We start from the raw sequence: 17,849 nt of genomic DNA, 5'->3' as shown, positions 1-17,849 counted from the left end.
TGATCCAACATCCTGGTCGGCCCAGAGGCCGCCATCGGGGGCAAGCCCCCTCCCACAGGGTCCCGCAGGGTACCTAAAAGTTGTGTAGATACTCATGCCCCGATGACAGTGTGTCAGCCAATACATTGGGTGACTGATACACCGCTATCGGGAGCAAGCCCCCTCCCACATTTGATCGGCGATGTCAGCGAAAGTCCCGCCGCTCGCGAATCAACGCATAAGCGTTATGCAACTCACGGGTACGCTCGGTCGCCTCACGCACTTGCGCGGGGCTGGCGCCACTGCCGGCGATCTTGTCCGGGTGGTGGCGGCTGAGCAGGCGGCGATAGGCGCGCTTGATCACCGACGGCTCAGCGGTCGCCGTCACCCCCAGAATCCGCAGCGCCTCCTGATAAGCCCCGACACGGTTCACCAACGGCTTGCGCGCCGGCGCGTAATCGGAGGCCAACGCGCGGATTTGTTGCGGCGTCCAGCCCAGCCATTTGCCCCACCGTTCGATCAGGTCACGCTCGGCATCATCCGCCCGGCCATCCGCCCAGGCCATCCGCCAGCACGCACGTAGAACGCCCTCGGCGGCATGGGGTTGCGCCTTGAGCACGCGCAGATAACTGCGCACACGATCAGTGCCGGACTTGCCACGATTAAACGCCATGATGGCTCGGCGCTGGGCCGGCTCGGTCATGTCCAGTGCGCGCATTTCCTGGCGCGCCTGCTGGATATGTCCGTCCACAATGCGGCCGTTGCTTTTGGCCAGGCGCCCCAGCAGCACGAACAACAATTCGTCGTTGCGCAATGCGGGTCGTCCGCCCATGCGTTCGCGCAACTGCGCCCAGCTGTGCAATTGCAGGCGCCGGTCCAGCGCCTGCCCCAGCAATGCACCCAACAGAGCCCCCGGAATGCTGGCAATCGCAAAGCCAGCCCCGGCGCCGATCAGCGTCCCTGGCCACAGCATCCTATCGTCCCGCTGTCAGCAAGGTTTCGACCTGCGCCAGACGTTCAAGCGTTCCGACATCCACCCAGCGTCCCTTCATGTGTTCACCCGTCACCCGACCGTTGGCCATCGCCGCGCGCAGCAACGGCGCCAGCTTGAAGGCACCCGCACTGCAACCCGCGAACAATTGAGGGTCGAGCACGGAAATGCCACTGAAGGTCAGGTTATCGGCACCGGGCGCCGCATCATGAAGCACGCCGTCGTCCAGGTAGAAATCCCCGCCGGACGGATGATGCGCCGGGTTGTCGACCATCACCAGATGGGCCAGGCCCTGGAGCGGTCGCTTCAATTGGCTGAAGTCGTAATCGGTCCAGATATCGCCGTTGACCACCAGGAACGGCTCGTCACCCAGCAACGGCAGCGCCTGGAAAATCCCGCCGCCGGTTTCCAGCGGCTCGCCTTCGGCTGAATAACGGATACGCACGCCGAACTGGGCACCGTCACCCAGGTAGCTTTCGATCTGCTGACCGAGCCAGGCATGGTTGATCACGATCTCGGTGAAGCCGGCCCTGGCCAGCGCTTCAAGGTGATACTCGATCAGCCGTTTGCCGCCTGCCTGCACCAGCGGTTTGGGCGTATGCAGCGTCAGCGGGCGCATGCGCTCGCCCTTGCCGGCCGCCAGGATCATCGCTTTCATACGCAAGCCTCGGCCGGTTGGTGCAGGCTGCTGAGCAGCTCACCCAGGTCACTCAACTCCGGTCGGTCGGCCAGCACCGCTTCTATATAAGCAAAGAAGCGCGGCACGTCCGCCAGATAGCGTGGCTTGCCATCGCGGTGGCAGATCCGCGCGAAGATGCCGATGACCTTGAGGTGACGCTGCACGCCCATCAGGTCGCTGGCACGCAGGAAGTCTTCAAAATCCTCCTGCACAGGGATGCCCAGTTGCCCGGCGCGCTCCCAATAGCCGCGCTGCCACCCGCGCACGCGGGCCTGGGGCCAACTGAGGAAGGCGTCCTTGAACAGGCAGGTAATGTCATAGGTCACCGGGCCATAGACCGCATCCTGGAAATCCAGCACCCCAGGGTTAGGCTCGCTGATCATCAGGTTGCGCGGCATATAGTCGCGGTGCACCAGCACGGTGGGCTGGGCCAGGGCGCTGTCGATCAAGCGGTCACTGACGCGCTGCCAGAGGGCCTGCTGGCGGGTATCAAGCTCGATACCCAGGTGCCGGCGTACGTACCATTCAGGGAACAACTCAAGCTCGCGACGCAGCAGGGCGACGTCATAGCTGGGCAGCGGCGCGTCCATCGGCAACTGCTGGAACGCCAGCAGCGCATCGATGGCGTCGGCGAACAATTGATCGGCATTTTGCTCGTCAATCACGTCCAGATAGGTTTTTCGGCCCAGGTCATTGAGCAAAAGAAAGCCACGGGGCAAATCTTCTGCATAAATTTTTGGCACATTAATTCCCGATTTCGCGAGCAAATACGCGATATCGACGAAAGGTTTGCAGTTTTCCTGGGGCGGTGGCGCGTCCATTACGACGAATGTATGCGCCCCACCCTCCCACCGGAAGTAACGCCTGAAACTCGCGTCGCTGCTGGCCGCGGTCAATGTGGCCGGGGGTACGGGGCCCCAGTCCTGAGCGTTGAAGAGAATCGGCAACTGCTCATCCAGCCAGACTTCCAGCTGTTGTAAACGTAGATCGTGCTCGGGCATTACAAGGGTCTCCGACGGCGCTAGCCGTCAAGCGGGGCATGCTTTATTATCACGCATCTTTTTCAGACCATCGAGAGGCGTGCGGCCCAAACCGCGGGCAGATGGCACGCAGGAAGCCCGGACTAATAAGATGGCATTGAAATCCCCCGCGTTTCGTAGAAAATTTCCGTTGCTGGTAACCGGCAGTCTGCTGGCCTTGCAACCTTTCGCCACCTCATTCGTGGTCGCCGCGGAACAGTATGACTGCTCAGTCTCTGCTTCGGGTGCCTGGGATTGCGCGCCGAAAACGGCCGCCGCCCCATTGCCACCGCGCCCGGTGCATGACGGTTCTGCCGTCAGCTCGGCCAACAGCACGCCGCAGGGCGAGGCTGGCGGCAGCGTCGACGCCGAGCCCAAGACCATGCTGGTCACCGAAGCCAAGGGCCGTGGGCTGCGTTCGCGCAGCAAAGACTACAGCCACCTGGACTGGGTGCCTCGCGAGAAGCTGACCGCAGCACAGTTGGCCGAAACCGGCCCTTACTGCGGCGGTGCCTACATCGAGCCGACGCGTCCTGGCATGAATGACAAGACGAACAAGAGCGATGCGCCGACCTTCATCGGTGCCAAGGCTTCTCGTTACGAGCAGGAACAGCAGGTCGCCACACTGGCCGGTGACGTCGTCATGCGCCAGGGCAGCATGCAGCTGGAGTCCGACGAAGCCAGCCTGTACCAGGCCGAGAACCGTGGCGAGCTGAACGGCAACGTGCGCCTGCGCGACAACGGCGCGCTGATCGTGGGCGACCGTGCCCAGGTCCAGCTCGACACCGGCGCGGCCCAGATCGACAACGCCGAGTACGTGATGCACAAGTCGCGTATCCGCGGTAACGCGCTGTACGCCAAGCGTGCCGAGAACGCGATCATCCGTCTCAAGGACGGTACGTACACCACCTGCGAGCCGGACAGCAACGCCTGGCAGCTCAAGGGCAACAACATCACGTTGAACCCGGCCACCGGTTTCGGTACGGCCACCAACGCGACGTTGCGGGTCAAGAACATCCCGATCCTGTACACCCCTTACATCTATTTCCCGATTGACGATCGCCGTCAGTCCGGCTTCCTGCCGCCGAGCTTCAGCACCGGCAGTGAAACCGGCTTTACCCTCGTGACGCCGTACTACTTCAACCTGGCACCGAACTACGACGCCACGTTGTACCCGCAATACATGACCAAGCGCGGCTTGTTGATGGAAGGCGAATTCCGCTACCTCACCAAGTCCAGCGAAGGCCAGTTCGGCGGGGCGTACCTGAACGACGACAACGACGAGCGCAAGAACCAGACCGATTACGAAAAAACCCGCTACATGCTCAACTGGCAGCACAGGGGTGGGTTGGATTCGCGCCTGACGTCCCAGGTGGACTACACCAAGATCAGCGATCCTTATTACTTCCAGGATCTGAAGTCGTTTGAGGAAGGTGTACAGAACCGGGACTTCCTGAACCAGCAGGGTTCCCTGACGTACCGGGGCGATTCTTATCAGGCTCGCTTGAATGTCCAGGCGTACCAGTTGTCCACAATCTCTCAAATCACGCCGTATGACCGCTTGCCGCAGCTCACGCTGGACGGCCAACTGCCGTTTCATCCGGGCGGCTTGAACTTCAGTTATGAAACCGAAGCCGTACGTTTTGATCGTGACTTGCAGAGCGGTACGTTCACCGACGAAAACGGCTTGGTTTCACCTCGCCTGGATAGCAACGTACTGGGTCTTACCCGGGCCAACGGTACTCGCCTGAACGTCGCGCCAGCCGTCGAATACCCGATGAATTGGACTTACGGTTTTATTACGCCGAAGCTCAAGTACGTCTACACCAAGTACGATCTTGACCTTGATACGATCGGTAAAAACACGCTGGCTGCAGGCGATACGTTCAAGAGCTCCCAGGACCGCGCGATACCGATCGCCAGTGTAGACAGCGGCCTGTACTTCGACCGCAGAACCAATTTGTTCGGCAAGGACTTCAACCAGACCCTCGAACCGCGGGCCTACTACCTCTACGTACCGAACAAGGACCAGAGCGATATTCCGGTTTTCGATACCAGTGAATACTCGTTCAGCTACTCCTCATTGTTCCGCGACAACCGCTTCAGCGGCACCGACCGGATTGGTGACGAGAACAAACTGTCCCTGGGCGTAACCAGCCGCTGGATCGAAGATAACGGTTTTGAGCGCCAACGCGTTTCGGTAGGTCAGGCCGTGTACTTCAAGGACCGAGAGGTTCAACTGCCAGGCGTATTGGCCGCCGATCGCGATGACGCGCGTACCGACGTATCGCCTATCGCGCTGGAATACGAATTCCACTTCAACCGCGACTGGCGCGCCACAGCCGACTACAACTGGGACCCCGAGAGCCACTCCCCACGGTCCGGCAGCGCGATGTTCCACTACCAGCCGGAAAACGACCCGAACAAGGTGATCAACCTCGGTTATCGCTATCGCAACGACCAGATCGTCTATAACCAGCTGGCCAACAAATGGCAATTCGGTGGTGACTACGGCAAGCCGGGCGATCCGAACTACGTGAAGGATTACTACAAAATCCAGCAACACGACTTCTCGATGATGTGGCCGATCATTCCACAGTGGAACCTGATCACCCGCTGGCAGTATGACTATGCACGTAACCGTACCCTGGAAGCCTTTGGTGGTTTCGAGTACGACAACTGCTGCTGGAAACTGCGCGTCATCAACCGTTACTGGGTTTCCAACGACGAATACAGCCAGATCGCCCCGCTTAACGAAAAGGGTGACCACGGGCTCTTCTTCCAGATCGTCCTCAAAGGACTCGGCGGCCTGACCGGCGCCAAGGTAGAGAGCTTCCTCGACAAAGGCATTGAAGGTTATCGTGAACGTGAAGACAAAGCTTTCTGAGTGTTTGCGCCCGCTAGTGCTGGGCGCGCTGTTCCTGGGTGCCGCCTCGGCGCATGCCGCGGTGCAACAGCTGGATAAAGTCGCAGCCATCGTCGATAACGACGTGATCATGCAGAGCCAGCTGGACCAGCGGGTCAAGGAAGTTCAGCAGACCATCGCCAAGCGTGGCGGTGGTGTGCCGCCGACCAGCGTCCTGGAGCCCCAGGTGCTGGAACGCCTGATCGTCGAAAACCTGCAACTGCAGATCGGCGAGCGCTCCGGCATCCGTATTTCGGACGAAGAGCTGAACCAGGCCGTCGGCACCATCGCTCAACGCAACAACATGAGCATCGATCAGTTCCGCGCAGCCCTGGCGCACGATGGCCTGTCCTATGAGGACGCGCGTGACCAGATCAAGCGTGAAATGATCATCAGCCGTGTACGTCAACGTCGCGTAGCGGAGCGGGTGCAGGTGTCGGAGCAGGAAGTGAAGAACTTCCTGGCCTCGGACCTGGGCAAGATGCAACTCTCCGAAGAACTGCACCTGGCCAATATCCTGATTCCGACGCCAGACAGCGCCAACGCCGAGCAGCTCAATGCCGCCGCAGCCAAAACCCAGGCGATCTACGACCGCCTCAAGGCGGGTGCTGATTTCGCTCAAATGGCGATTGCCCAGTCCGGCAGCGACAACGCGCTCGACGGTGGTGACATGGGCTGGCGTAAAGCCGCTCAACTGCCGCCGCCGTTCGACCGTGAGCTCAGTGCCATGAACGTGGGTGACATTACCCAGCCGGCACGTACTCCAGGCGGCTTTATCATCCTCAAGCTGCTCGGCAAGCGCGGCGGCGAGACCTCGCTGAAAGACGAAGTACACGTTCGTCACATCCTGGTCAAACCCAGCGAAATCCGCACCGAAGCACAAACCAAGGAGCTGGCGCAGAAGATCTATGACCGCATCGAAAGCGGTGAAGACTTCGCCACCCTGGCCAAGAGTTTCTCGGAAGACCCAGGCTCGGCCCTCAACGGCGGCGACCTGAACTGGATCGACCCGAAAGCCCTGGTGCCGGAGTTCCAGCAGGTAATGGCCGATACGCCGCAAGGCGTGCTGTCCAAGCCGTTCAAGACCCAATACGGCTGGCATGTACTGGAAGTCCTTGGCCGTCGCGCCACCGACAACACCAACCAGGCCCGCGAGCAGCAAGCCCTGACCGTACTGCGCAACCGCAAGTACGACGAAGAGCTGCAAACCTGGCTGCGTCAGATCCGTGACGAAGCCTACGTAGAAAACAAGCTGCCGGCCGCCGAGCAAACAGGCACCGACCAGGCAGCGCAGTGAAACCCCAGCGTTTCGCGGTAACACCCGGCGAGCCGGCCGGCATTGGTCCAGACCTGTGCCTGCTGCTCGCCTCGCACCCCCAGCCACACCCCCTGATTGCCATTACCAGCCGCGACCTGCTCCTTGAGCGGGCCGCGCAGCTGGGTGTGGCTGTCAACCTGCTGAGCGTTGCACCGGGCAACTGGCCCGACCAGCCGGCGCCGGCGGGCAGCCTGTATGTGTGGGACACCCCGCTGCATGCCAAGGTCGTCGCCGGGCAACTGGACAAGGCCAATGCGGCCTTTGTGTTGGAAACCCTGACCCGCGCCGGCCAAGGCTGCATCGACGGCGACTTCGCCGGCATGATCACCGCGCCCGTTCATAAAGGCGTGATCAACGAATCCGGTATCGCCTTCTCAGGTCATACCGAATTCCTGGCCGAACTCACCCAGACTGAACAAGTCGTGATGATGCTGGCCACCCGTGGCCTTCGCGTCGCGCTGGTCACCACCCATCTGCCGCTGCGCGATATCGCCGACGCCATCACCGCCGAGCGCATAGAACGCGTCACGCGCATCCTGCACGCCGACCTGCAACACAAATTCGGCATTGCCCAACCGCGCATCCTGGTCTGCGGGCTCAACCCCCACGCCGGTGAAGGCGGCCATTTGGGCCATGAAGAAATCGACATCATTGAACCGACATTAGAGCGTCTGCGCCAGGAAGGCATGGACCTGCGCGGCCCATTGCCCGCAGACACTCTGTTTACCCCCAAATATCTGGAGCACTGCGACGCAGTGCTGGCGATGTACCATGACCAGGGGCTGCCCGTGCTGAAATACAAAGGCTTCGGCGCCGCAGTCAACGTGACACTGGGCCTGCCGATCATCCGCACCTCCGTCGACCATGGCACTGCCCTGGACCTGGCGGGCAGCGGCAAGATCGATACCGGCAGCCTGCACGTGGCCCTGGAAACCGCCTATCAGATGGCCGAGACCCGTATATGACCGAGCATTACCAACACCGGGCGCGCAAGCGCTTCGGGCAAAACTTCCTGCACGACGCTGGCGTGATCGACCGCATCCTGCGCTCCATCCATGCCAAGCCAGAAGACCGCCTGCTGGAAATCGGCCCGGGCCAGGGCGCACTGACCCAAGGCCTGCTGGCCAGTGGCGGTCAACTGGATGTGGTGGAGCTGGACAAGGACCTGATCCCGATCCTCAACCAGCAATTTGCCGGCAAGCCCAACTTCAACCTGCATCAGGGCGATGCGCTGAAGTTCGACTTCAACACCCTCAACGCCGCGCCCAACAGCCTGCGCGTTGTCGGCAACCTGCCGTACAACATCTCCACCCCGCTGATTTTCCACCTGTTGAACAACGCCGGGATCATCCGCGACATGCACTTCATGCTGCAAAAAGAAGTGGTGGAGCGCCTGGCCGCAGGCCCAGGTGGCGGTGATTGGGGCCGGCTGTCGATCATGGTCCAGTACCACTGCCGCGTCGAACACCTGTTCAACGTCGGCCCGGGCGCGTTCAACCCGCCGCCGAAGGTCGACTCGGCCATCGTGCGCCTGGTGCCCCATGCCGTCCTGCCGCACCCGGCCAAGGACCACAAACTGCTCGAGCGCGTCGTACGCGAAGCGTTCAACCAACGGCGCAAGACCCTGCGCAACACGCTCAAGGCGCTGTTGAGCAATGCCGAGATCGAAGCTGCCGGCGTCGATGGCAGCCTGCGTCCCGAGCAACTGGACCTGGCCGCATTCGTGCGCCTGGCCGACCAGTTGGCTATCCAGCCTGCGCCAGCAGCAGAGCAGGTGTAAGGACAAATGTGGGAGGGGGCTTGCCCCCGATGAGGTTGTGTCAGTGCAGGAAGGTTTAACTGAACCACCGCTATCGGGGGCAATCCCCCTCCCACACTTGAACCCTGTCATACCCGACTGCATGTCTGGCCTAGTGCCCACCTCTTGGCCTAGACTGATCCGCATCTGCTGTCCTCCGCTTTTGCTTTTAAGGCCTCTTGCATGTCCGATCCTCGCTACCAGATCGACGTCAGCGTCGTCACCCGCTTCCTGGCGGACCAATCGCAACCCGAACTCAACCGCTTTGCCTTTGCCTACACCATCACGGTGAAAAACAACGGGCTGGTGCCGGCCAAGTTGCTGTCACGCCATTGGGTGATCACCGACGGCGACGGTCAGGTTGAAGAAGTACGCGGCGCGGGCGTTGTCGGCCAGCAACCGTTGATCGACATCGGCGCCAGCCACACCTACAGCAGCGGCACGGTGATGACCTCCAGGGTCGGCACCATGCAGGGCTCGTATCAGATGAAAGCCACCGACGGCCACTTGTTCGACGCAACCATCAAGCCGTTCCGCCTCGCGGTGCCCGGAGCCCTGCACTGATGGCGACGTACGCGGTCGGTGACCTGCAAGGGTGCCTGGAGCCCCTCAAGTGCCTGCTTGAACAGGTCGCCTTCGACCCCGTGAATGATCGCCTGTGGCTGGTCGGCGACTTGGTCAACCGTGGCCCGCAGTCGCTGGAAACCCTGCGCTACCTCTATAACCTGCGCGATTCGCTGGTCTGCGTGCTGGGCAACCATGACCTGCACCTGCTCGCGGCCGGCCAGAACATCGAGCGCCTGAAAAAAGGCGACACCCTGCGCGAGATCCTCGAAGCACCGGACCGCGCCGAGTTACTGGAATGGCTCCGTCGACAAAAGCTCATGCACTACGACGAGGCCCGTAACATCGCCCTGGTCCACGCCGGCATCCCACCGCAATGGACCTTGAAGAAAGCCCTCAAGTGCGCCGCCGAAGTCGAAAGCGCCCTGGCCGATGACAACCTGTACACCGTCTACCTCGACGGCATGTATGGCAACGAGCCAGTGAAGTGGGACAACGAGCTCACCGGCGTCGCCCGCCTGAGAGTGATCACCAACTATTTCACGCGCATGCGTTTCTGCACGGCGCAGGGCAAGCTGGACCTCAAGAGCAAGGAAGGCGCCGACACCGCCCTGCCCGGCTACCAGCCCTGGTTCGCCCACAAGGAACGCAAGACCCGGGACACGAAGATCATCTTCGGCCACTGGGCCGCTCTTGAAGGCAACTGCGAAGAACCCGGCGTGTTCGCCCTCGACACCGGCTGCGTGTGGGGCGGCGCCATGACCCTGATGAACATCGACACCGGCGAGCGTATCAGTTGCCAGTGTGAATCCCCTGCACCCACCCTACAGACGGCCGCCGCCAAGCCCTAGGAGCCCGCCATGAGCGAATTCAAACGTATCCCTCCCGAACAAGCCCAGGCCCTGCGCGAGCAAGGCGCCGTGGTCGTCGATATCCGTGACCAGCCAACTTACGCTGCAGCCCACATTGCCGGCGCCCGGCATCTGGACAACGTCAACATCGCCGACTTCATCCGCGCCGCCGACCTCGACGCGCCGGTGATCGTGGCGTGTTATCACGGTAACTCCAGCCAAAGCGCCGCAGCCTATCTGGTCAGCCAGGGCTTCTCCGACGTTTATAGCCTCGATGGCGGCTTTGAGCTGTGGCGTGCGACCTATCCTGCGGAAATTTCTTCAGGCGATTCGCAATAATTTTTTTCACACCCCGCTACCCCGCGTGACGCTTGGGCTTGCGCCGTTTCTGACGAACGGCGCAGCCAAACTAATTACGTATCGCACCTTGAACTCCCCGATTACCAACTATCCTTAAGTGCAGGCCATCCAAATCAGGGGAGAGCCGGTACACCGGCGCGCGGGTCATCGGTAGCGTTTCAGGGTGTTCTGGGGGGAAAACAGCCATTGGGGAACGCCAATGGCTGCCAGCATCGACTGATTGATCCGGCGTCGGCTCCACGTATCGAGCGAGGTGACGACGTCATGAGTATCTTTAGCCACTTCCAACAACGTTTCGAGTCCACACAGCAGGAAGAACTCACGCTTCAAGAGTATCTTGAGCTGTGCAAACGGGACCGCAGCACCTATGCGTCTGCCGCCGAACGCCTGCTGCTGGCGATTGGCGAGCCGCAGCTGGTAGACACCTCGAACAATTCGCGCCTGTCGCGAATATTCTCCAACAAGGTGATCCGGCGTTACCCGGCCTTTGAAGACTTCCACGGCATGGAGGAATGCATCGACCAGATCGTCTCCTACTTCCGCCATGCGGCCCAGGGCCTGGAAGAGAAGAAACAGATCCTCTACCTGCTCGGTCCCGTTGGCGGCGGCAAGTCGTCCCTGGCGGAAAAACTCAAACAGCTGATCGAGAAGGTGCCCTTCTACGCCATCAAGGGCTCACCGGTGTTCGAGTCGCCTTTGGGGCTGTTCAACGCCACCGAAGACGGTGCGATCCTCGAAGAAGACTTCGGCATCCCACGGCGCTACCTCAATACCATCATGTCGCCCTGGGCCACCAAGCGCCTGTCCGAGTTCGGCGGCGATATCAGCCAGTTCCGGGTGGTCAAGCTCTACCCATCGATCCTCAACCAGATCGGCGTCGCCAAGACCGAGCCGGGCGACGAGAACAACCAGGACATCTCGGCGCTGGTGGGCAAGGTCGATATCCGCAAACTCGAAGAATTCCCGCAGAACGACGCCGACGCGTACAGCTACTCGGGCGCGCTGTGCCGGGCCAACCAGGGCCTGATGGAGTTCGTGGAGATGTTCAAGGCGCCGATCAAGGTGCTGCACCCACTGCTCACGGCCACCCAGGAAGGTAACTACAACAGTACCGAAGGCCTGGGCGCGATTCCGTTCACCGGGATTCTGCTGGCGCACTCCAACGAATCGGAATGGCACACCTTCCGCAACAACAAGAACAACGAAGCCTTCATCGACCGTATCTACATCGTCAAGGTGCCGTACTGCCTGCGAGTCAGCGATGAAATCAAGATCTACGACAAACTGCTGTTCAACAGCTCACTGGCCAAGGCCCATTGCGCCCCCGACACCTTGAAGATGCTCGCCCAGTTCACCGTGCTGTCGCGCCTCAAGGAGCCGGAGAACTCGAATATCTACTCGAAAATGCGCGTGTACGACGGTGAAAACCTCAAGGACACCGATCCCAAGGCCAAATCGATCCAGGAATACCGTGACACGGCGGGCGTCGATGAAGGCATGAACGGCCTGTCGACACGCTTCGCCTTCAAGATCCTCTCCAAGGTCTTCAACTTCGACCCCCACGAGATCGCCGCCAACCCGGTGCACCTGCTCTACGTGCTGGAGCAGCAGATCGAACAGGAACAATTCCAGGCCGAAACCCGCGAGCGCTATCTGCGTTTCCTCAAGGAATACCTGGCGCCGCGCTATATCGAGTTCATCGGCAAGGAAATCCAGACCGCCTACCTGGAGTCCTACAGCGAGTACGGCCAGAACATCTTCGACCGCTACGTGCTGTACGCCGACTTCTGGATTCAGGACCAGGAATACCGTGATCCCGAAACCGGCGAAATCCTCAACCGCGTAGCGCTCAACGAAGAGCTGGAGAAGATCGAGAAACCCGCCGGCATCAGCAATCCGAAGGATTTCCGCAACGAAATCGTCAACTTCGTGCTGCGCGCCCGCGCCAACAACAACGGCAAGAACCCAACCTGGCTCAGCTACGAGAAACTGCGGGTGGTGATCGAGAAGAAAATGTTCTCCAACACCGAGGATCTGCTGCCGGTTATCAGCTTCAACGCCAAGGCGAGCAAGGAGGACCAGCAAAAACACAACGACTTCGTCACACGAATGGTCGAGCGTGGCTACACCGACAAACAGGTACGCCTTCTTTCGGAATGGTACCTACGGGTCCGGAAATCGCAATGAAGTAGCTGCAAGCTTTTAGCTACAAGCTGCAAGTAAAAGCCGATCCGCTTTTACTTGTCGCTTGCGGCTTACAACTTGAAGCTCCCCGGAGGGGCCCATGAGCTATGTGATCGACCGACGCCTCAATGGCAAGAACAAGAGCACGGTAAACCGCCAGCGTTTCCTGCGGCGTTACCGTGACCACATCAAAAAGGCGGTTGAAGAGGCCGTCAGCCGCCGCTCCATCACCGACATGGAGCATGGCGAACAAATCAGCATTCCGGGACGCGACATCGACGAACCCGTGCTGCACCACGGCCGGGGCGGCAAGCAGACCGTTGTGCATCCCGGCAACAAGGAGTTCACCACGGGTGAACACATTGCACGTCCTCAAGGAGGCGGTGGAGGCAAGGGCGCGGGCAAGGCCGGCAACTCCGGCGAGGGCATGGACGAATTCGTGTTCCAGATCACCCAGGAGGAGTTTCTCGAATTCATGTTCGAGGACCTGGAGCTGCCCAACCTGGTCAAACGCAACCTGACCGGCACCGACACCTTCAAAACCGTACGCGCCGGTATCAGCAACGAGGGCAACCCGTCCCGTATCAACATCATCCGCACCCTGCGCTCAGCTCACGCCCGTAGGATCGCCCTGTCAGGCAGCAGCCGTGCAAAGCTCAAGCACGCCAAGGAAGAATTGGCGCGTTTGAAGCGCGAAGAACCGGATAACTTCGGCGATATCCAGGAAATAGAAATCGAAATCGAGAAACTCAGCGCGCGTATTCACCGTGTGCCGTTTCTTGACACCTTCGATTTGAAATACAACCTGCTGGTCAAGCAACCCAACCCCAGCTCCAAGGCCGTGATGTTCTGCCTGATGGACGTGTCCGGCTCCATGACCCAGGCCACCAAGGACATCGCCAAGCGTTTCTTTATCCTGCTGTACCTGTTCTTGAAACGGAACTACGACAAGATCGACGTGGTGTTTATCCGCCATCACACCAGCGCCCGGGAAGTCGACGAAGAGGAATTCTTCTACTCGCGCGAAACCGGCGGCACCATCGTCTCCAGCGCACTGAAACTGATGCAGGAAATCATGGCCGAACGCTACCCGGCCAATGAGTGGAACATCTATGCGGCCCAGGCGTCCGACGGTGACAACTGGAACGACGATTCGCCGATCTGCCGGGATATCCTGATCAACCAGATCATGCCTTTCGTGCAGTACTACACCTACGTCGAAATTACCCCCCGTGAGCACCAGGCGCTGTGGTTCGAATACGAGCGCATCGGCGAAGCCTTTGCCGACACGTTCGCCCAGCAGCAACTGGTCTCGGCCGGCGATATCTACCCGGTCTTCCGTGAACTCTTCCAGCGCAGGTTAGTGACATGACCGCCAAAAAAGAGCATAAGCGCCAACCTATCTCCACCGGGTCCGAGTGGACCTTTGAACTGATCCAGGCCTATGACCGGGAAATCAGCCGCATCGCGGCAGGTTATGCGCTGGACACCTACCCCAACCAGATCGAAGTGATCACCGCCGAACAGATGATGGATGCCTACGCCTCCGTCGGCATGCCGCTGGGTTATCACCATTGGTCCTATGGCAAACACTTCCTCAGCACCGAAAAGTCCTACACCCGCGGCCAGATGGGGCTGGCCTACGAGATCGTGATCAACTCCGACCCATGCATCGCCTACCTGATGGAAGAAAACACCATCTGCATGCAGGCGCTGGTGGTGGCCCACGCATGCTACGGGCATAACAGCTTTTTCAAGGGCAACTACCTGTTCCGCACCTGGACCGATGCCAGTTCGATCATCGATTACCTGGTGTTCGCCAAGCAGTACATCATGCAATGCGAGGAGCGCCACGGCATCGACGCGGTAGAGGACCTGCTCGACTCCTGCCACGCCCTGATGAACTATGGCGTCGACCGTTACAAACGCCCCTATCCGATTTCGGCAGAAGAAGAGCGCCTGCGCCAGCAGGAGCGTGAGGAACACCTGCAAAAGCAGATCAACGATCTGTGGCGCACCATTCCAAAGCGTGCCGGCAAAAACAGTGACAAGGACAATGCACGCTTCCCCGCCGAACCTCAGGAAAACATCCTGTATTTCCTGGAAAAGCACGCCCCGTTGCTGGAACCTTGGCAGCGGGAAATCGTGCGCATCGTGCGCAAGATCGCCCAATACTTTTATCCGCAGCGCCAGACTCAGGTGATGAACGAGGGCTGGGCGACGTTCTGGCATTACACCCTGATGAACGACCTGTACGACGAAGGCCTGGTCACCGACGGTTTCATGATGGAGTTCCTCACGTCCCACACCAGCGTGGTGTTCCAGCCCGGGTTCGATAGCCCCTATTACAACGGCATCAACCCCTACGCACTGGGCTTTGCGATGTACCGCGACATCCGTCGCATGTGCGAGCACCCAACCGAAGAGGATCGCCGCTGGTTCCCGGAAATCGCCGGCAGCGACTGGCTGTCCACCATCAAGTTCGCCATGAGCAGCTTCAAGGACGAGAGTTTCATCCTGCAGTACCTGTCCCCGCAGGTGATTCGCGATCTGAAGTTGTTCAGCATCATGGACGACGACCTCAAGGAGGACCTGGTGGTGCCGGCTATCCATGACGAGCCGGGCTATCGGACTATCCGCGAGACCCTGGCGGCGCAATACAACCTGGGCAACCGCGAGCCCAACGTGCAGATCTACAGCATCGATGTGCGCGGGGATCGCTCGCTGACCTTGCGTCACCAGCAGCACGACCGCAAACCCCTGGGCGAATCCACCGAAGAAGTGCTCAAGCACTTGCACCGGCTATGGGGCTTCGACATCCACCTGGAAACCCTGCAGGGCGACCAGGTGATGAAAACCCACCATGTCCCACCGCGCAGCGATCACAACGATAACGACTACGGCCGCCTGGACCTGGCCGTCGTGCATCTCTGAAACGGCAAAGCCTCCATTGGCCAGGCACAGGCGGTATCCTGTGCCGCTAATGGAGGCTTTTTCATGAAAATCTACAAAGTCGGCGGTGCGGTGCGTGATCGCCTGCTGGGCATCAAGGTCACCGACATCGACCGCGTCGTCGTCGGCGCCACCACCGAAGAGATGCTGGCCAAAGGCTTCAAGCCGGTCGGTGCTGACTTCCCCGTGTTCCTGGACCCAAAAAACGGCGATGAATACGCCCTGGCCCGCACCGAACGTAAAAGTGGCCGGGGTTACGGCGGCTTCGTGTTTCACGCCAGCCCCGAAGTCACGCTGGAAGAAGACCTGATTCGTCGCGACCTGACCATCAATGCCATGGCTGAAGACGATGAGGGCAATCTGACCGACCCTTACCACGGCCAACGCGATCTGGACGCGCGTATTTTACGTCACGTATCGCCCGCTTTCGCCGAAGATCCCTTGCGAGTGCTGCGCGTTGCGCGCTTCGCCGCGCGTTATGCGCACCTCGGATTCACCGTGGCCGCGCCAACGCTTGCGCTGATGCGTCAGCTCAGCGAATCCGGCGAACTGGAGGCGCTGACCCCGGAGCGCAGTTGGAAAGAAATTTCCCGGGCACTGATGGAAGATCAGCCTCAGGTGTTTATCCAGGTGCTGCGCGACTGCAATGCGCTGAAAACCTTGATGCCGGAGGTGGATGCGCTGTTCGGCGTGCCGCAACCCGCAGCCCATCATCCCGAGATCGACACGGGCCTGCACACATTGAGCGTGTTGGAGCAGGCGGCCTTGCACAAGCAACCGCTGACCGTACGCTGGGCCTGCCTGCTGCACGACGTGGGCAAGGGCCTGACGCCTGTGGATAAGTTGCCGCAGCATATTGCCCACGAACATCGGGGCTTGAAGCTGATAAAGGCCGTCAATGAACGCTTCAAAGTGCCAAGGGATTGCCAGGAGCTGGCGCTGCTGGTGGGCCAATATCACACCCACGGCCATCGAGCCCTGGACCTGAAGGCCTCGACACTACTGGAGTTGCTGCAGAGTTTTGACGTCTACCGTCGCCCGCAACGCTTTGAGGAGTTTGTGCTCGCCTGCGAGATGGATGCGCGGGGTCGCAAGGGCTTTGAACAGCGAACTTATCCACAGGCCGATTATTTGCGTGGCGCGGCGAAGGTTGCGCGCGAGGTGCAGGTAGCACCGTTGCTGGAAAAAGGCTTCAAAGGCCCCGCGCTGGGCGAAGCGCTCAAGCGCGAACGGCTTAACGCACTCAAAGCCTACAAGGAACAACACAAGCCCCTGTAGGAGCGAGCTTGCTCGCGAAAAACCTGAGAGCGCCGCGTTATCGTTCACGTTCTTCGCGAGCAAGCTCGGCTCCTACAGAAGCACGTCTGCCGTAAGTTGCCGGCCCTGCCATTCAAACCCGACAGGCGCGAGCACCTGGTCAATCTGCGCATCTCGCCACAGCTCGGCCATGGTCTTGCCCGCCTCCGGGTGAACACGATCCGGCGCCATCATCGACAGCGGCCACAGCACAAAAGCGTTTTTCAGGATTTCTGCGCGTGGCAGGATCAAACCGTCGAAATTACCCACCAGATCGCCATACAGCAGCACGTCGATGTCCAACGGCAAGCCTTTGCGATCGGGCGCGTAACGACCATTGTCGGCCTCGATGGATTTCAACCGGCGGTCCAGCTCCATCAACGGCAGGTCGGTGCAGCCCGACACCACCAGATTGAAGAACGGCCCGCTCTTGATACCCACCGGCTGGCTTTCGAACACCGCCGAACAGCGCATGTCCGTCAAAAAGCTCGCCAGCGCATCAAGGCCCGCACGCAAATTGAGCTCGCGCTCGATATTACTGCCAAGGCCAAGGTAAACCTGAGTCAGCGACATCCGCGCTCGATCTCCACGCCCACGCCCTTGGCGGCCGGGACGGCACCCGGCTTGGTCAATTTGAGGTGAAGCCAGGGAATCTGGAATTCACTCATCAGCACTTGGGCAAGGCGCTCGGCGAAGGTTTCCACCAGTTGGTATTGGGACTGTTCGGCAAAGGCCTGGATACGCGCGGACACGCTGGCGTAATCCAGGGCCAGGGTCAGGTCATCACCGGCGGCGGCCGGACGGTTGTCCCAGGCAAAGCTCAGGTCCAGGCGCAGGCATTGACGGATGCCGCGCTCCCAGTCGTAGGCGCCGATCACGGTGTCGACTTCCAGGCCTTCGATAAACACTCTGTCCAAGCACTCTTCTCCGCAGCACGACAAGGGCGCGATGCC

The 17,849-nt window shown here is 60.3% G+C and carries 16 protein-coding genes; 11 read left to right on the top strand and 5 right to left on the bottom strand.

Translation table 11 applies throughout. The features are described from left to right. Positions 1–184: 184 nt before the first annotated feature. Genes BFQ00_RS18280 through BFQ00_RS18270 form a run of 3 tightly spaced genes read right to left on the bottom strand, consistent with a single transcriptional unit; the run spans position 185 to position 2,650 of the window. The gene (locus BFQ00_RS18280; RefSeq protein ID WP_065934309.1) at positions 185–952 is read right to left on the bottom strand and encodes a TerB family tellurite resistance protein; all 768 of its coding nucleotides are present in this window, start codon (positions 950–952) and stop codon (positions 185–187) included. Position 953: 1 nt separating this feature from the next. Continuing rightward, complete coding sequence (murU, locus tag BFQ00_RS18275) at positions 954–1,628, bottom strand: N-acetylmuramate alpha-1-phosphate uridylyltransferase MurU (protein WP_065934308.1); 675 nt, start codon at positions 1,626–1,628, stop codon at positions 954–956. Further along, complete coding sequence (locus BFQ00_RS18270; protein WP_065934307.1) at positions 1,625–2,650, bottom strand: aminoglycoside phosphotransferase family protein; 1,026 nt, start codon at positions 2,648–2,650, stop codon at positions 1,625–1,627. The genes murU and BFQ00_RS18270 overlap by 4 nt, the downstream gene beginning before the upstream one ends. Positions 2,651–2,780: 130 nt before the next feature. Between BFQ00_RS18270 and BFQ00_RS18265 the strand changes: the two genes are divergently transcribed. From BFQ00_RS18265 to BFQ00_RS18215, 11 genes are all read left to right on the top strand, one after another. Beyond that, positions 2,781–5,555 (top strand): LPS-assembly protein LptD, encoded by a 2,775-nt coding sequence (locus tag BFQ00_RS18265; protein ID WP_065934306.1) that lies wholly within the window; start codon positions 2,781–2,783, stop codon positions 5,553–5,555. Next, positions 5,536–6,870, top strand: coding sequence for a peptidylprolyl isomerase (locus BFQ00_RS18260; protein ID WP_082632017.1), 1,335 nt, complete (start codon positions 5,536–5,538; stop codon positions 6,868–6,870). Before BFQ00_RS18265 ends, BFQ00_RS18260 begins: the two co-directional genes overlap by 20 nt. Continuing rightward, positions 6,867–7,856 carry a 4-hydroxythreonine-4-phosphate dehydrogenase PdxA gene (gene pdxA, locus BFQ00_RS18255; protein WP_065934305.1) on the top strand — a complete coding sequence of 330 codons (990 nt, stop codon included), beginning with the start codon at positions 6,867–6,869 and terminating at the stop codon, positions 7,854–7,856. Before BFQ00_RS18260 ends, pdxA begins: the two co-directional genes overlap by 4 nt. Next, positions 7,853–8,671, top strand: a complete 819-nt coding sequence (gene rsmA / locus BFQ00_RS18250) for a 16S rRNA (adenine(1518)-N(6)/adenine(1519)-N(6))-dimethyltransferase RsmA (RefSeq protein WP_065885507.1) — start codon at positions 7,853–7,855, stop codon at positions 8,669–8,671. Before pdxA ends, rsmA begins: the two co-directional genes overlap by 4 nt. Before the next feature lie 201 nt (positions 8,672–8,872). Beyond that, positions 8,873–9,253 (top strand): Co2+/Mg2+ efflux protein ApaG, encoded by a 381-nt coding sequence (apaG, locus tag BFQ00_RS18245; RefSeq protein WP_065885506.1) that lies wholly within the window; start codon positions 8,873–8,875, stop codon positions 9,251–9,253. Then, the gene (locus BFQ00_RS18240) at positions 9,253–10,104 is read left to right on the top strand and encodes a symmetrical bis(5'-nucleosyl)-tetraphosphatase (protein ID WP_065934304.1); all 852 of its coding nucleotides are present in this window, start codon (positions 9,253–9,255) and stop codon (positions 10,102–10,104) included. The genes apaG and BFQ00_RS18240 overlap by 1 nt, the downstream gene beginning before the upstream one ends. A 9-nt stretch (positions 10,105–10,113) precedes the next feature. Further along, on the top strand, positions 10,114–10,443 hold the full coding sequence (gene glpE / locus BFQ00_RS18235; RefSeq protein ID WP_065885504.1) for a thiosulfate sulfurtransferase GlpE: 330 nt from the start codon (positions 10,114–10,116) through the stop codon (positions 10,441–10,443). A gap of 285 nt (positions 10,444–10,728) precedes the next feature. Beyond that, positions 10,729–12,651: a PrkA family serine protein kinase gene (locus tag BFQ00_RS18230; RefSeq protein ID WP_065885503.1), complete on the top strand. Its 1,923-nt coding sequence runs from the start codon at positions 10,729–10,731 to the stop codon at positions 12,649–12,651. A gap of 97 nt (positions 12,652–12,748) precedes the next feature. Continuing rightward, entirely contained in the window at positions 12,749–14,020 is a 1,272-nt protein-coding gene (locus BFQ00_RS18225; protein ID WP_065885502.1) for a YeaH/YhbH family protein, read from the top strand. After that, entirely contained in the window at positions 14,017–15,582 is a 1,566-nt protein-coding gene (locus tag BFQ00_RS18220; RefSeq protein WP_065885501.1) for a SpoVR family protein, read from the top strand. Before BFQ00_RS18225 ends, BFQ00_RS18220 begins: the two co-directional genes overlap by 4 nt. A 63-nt stretch (positions 15,583–15,645) precedes the next feature. Next, complete coding sequence (locus tag BFQ00_RS18215) at positions 15,646–16,878, top strand: multifunctional CCA addition/repair protein (RefSeq protein WP_065934303.1); 1,233 nt, start codon at positions 15,646–15,648, stop codon at positions 16,876–16,878. A gap of 72 nt (positions 16,879–16,950) precedes the next feature. On the opposite strand, the gene folK is transcribed toward BFQ00_RS18215, so the two are convergent. Next, positions 16,951–17,469 carry a 2-amino-4-hydroxy-6-hydroxymethyldihydropteridine diphosphokinase gene (folK, locus tag BFQ00_RS18210; protein WP_065934302.1) on the bottom strand — a complete coding sequence of 173 codons (519 nt, stop codon included), beginning with the start codon at positions 17,467–17,469 and terminating at the stop codon, positions 16,951–16,953. After that, entirely contained in the window at positions 17,460–17,813 is a 354-nt protein-coding gene (folB, locus tag BFQ00_RS18205; protein WP_032883867.1) for a dihydroneopterin aldolase, read from the bottom strand. The genes folK and folB overlap by 10 nt, the downstream gene beginning before the upstream one ends. Between the last annotated feature and the right edge of the window lie 36 nt (positions 17,814–17,849).

It is taken from the genome of Pseudomonas sp. 28 E 9 (assembly GCF_900004785.1).
GTDB classification, from domain to species: Bacteria; Pseudomonadota; Gammaproteobacteria; order Pseudomonadales; family Pseudomonadaceae; genus Aquipseudomonas; species Aquipseudomonas orientalis_A.
Note: the sequence above shows the minus strand (reverse complement) of the source record. Positions and strands in the feature narration are given on the sequence as shown.

Bases quoted from the DNA above. Each gene is read 5' to 3' on its own strand.
- murU (WP_065934308.1), bottom strand. From the start codon at position 1,628: ATGAAAGCGATGATCCTGGCGGCCGGCAAGGGCGAGCGCATGCGCCCG.
- BFQ00_RS18230 (WP_065885503.1), top strand. From the start codon at position 10,729: ATGAGTATCTTTAGCCACTTCCAACAACGTTTCGAGTCCACACAGCAG.
- glpE (WP_065885504.1), top strand. From the start codon at position 10,114: ATGAGCGAATTCAAACGTATCCCTCCCGAACAAGCCCAGGCCCTGCGC.
- BFQ00_RS18280 (WP_065934309.1), bottom strand. From the start codon at position 952: ATGCTGTGGCCAGGGACGCTGATCGGCGCCGGGGCTGGCTTTGCGATT.
- rsmA (WP_065885507.1), top strand. From the start codon at position 7,853: ATGACCGAGCATTACCAACACCGGGCGCGCAAGCGCTTCGGGCAAAAC.
- BFQ00_RS18215 (WP_065934303.1), top strand. From the start codon at position 15,646: ATGAAAATCTACAAAGTCGGCGGTGCGGTGCGTGATCGCCTGCTGGGC.
- BFQ00_RS18270 (WP_065934307.1), bottom strand. From the start codon at position 2,650: ATGCCCGAGCACGATCTACGTTTACAACAGCTGGAAGTCTGGCTGGAT.
- folK (WP_065934302.1), bottom strand. From the start codon at position 17,469: ATGTCGCTGACTCAGGTTTACCTTGGCCTTGGCAGTAATATCGAGCGC.
- BFQ00_RS18220 (WP_065885501.1), top strand. From the start codon at position 14,017: ATGACCGCCAAAAAAGAGCATAAGCGCCAACCTATCTCCACCGGGTCC.
- BFQ00_RS18240 (WP_065934304.1), top strand. From the start codon at position 9,253: ATGGCGACGTACGCGGTCGGTGACCTGCAAGGGTGCCTGGAGCCCCTC.
- apaG (WP_065885506.1), top strand. From the start codon at position 8,873: ATGTCCGATCCTCGCTACCAGATCGACGTCAGCGTCGTCACCCGCTTC.
- BFQ00_RS18225 (WP_065885502.1), top strand. From the start codon at position 12,749: ATGAGCTATGTGATCGACCGACGCCTCAATGGCAAGAACAAGAGCACG.
- BFQ00_RS18265 (WP_065934306.1), top strand. From the start codon at position 2,781: ATGGCATTGAAATCCCCCGCGTTTCGTAGAAAATTTCCGTTGCTGGTA.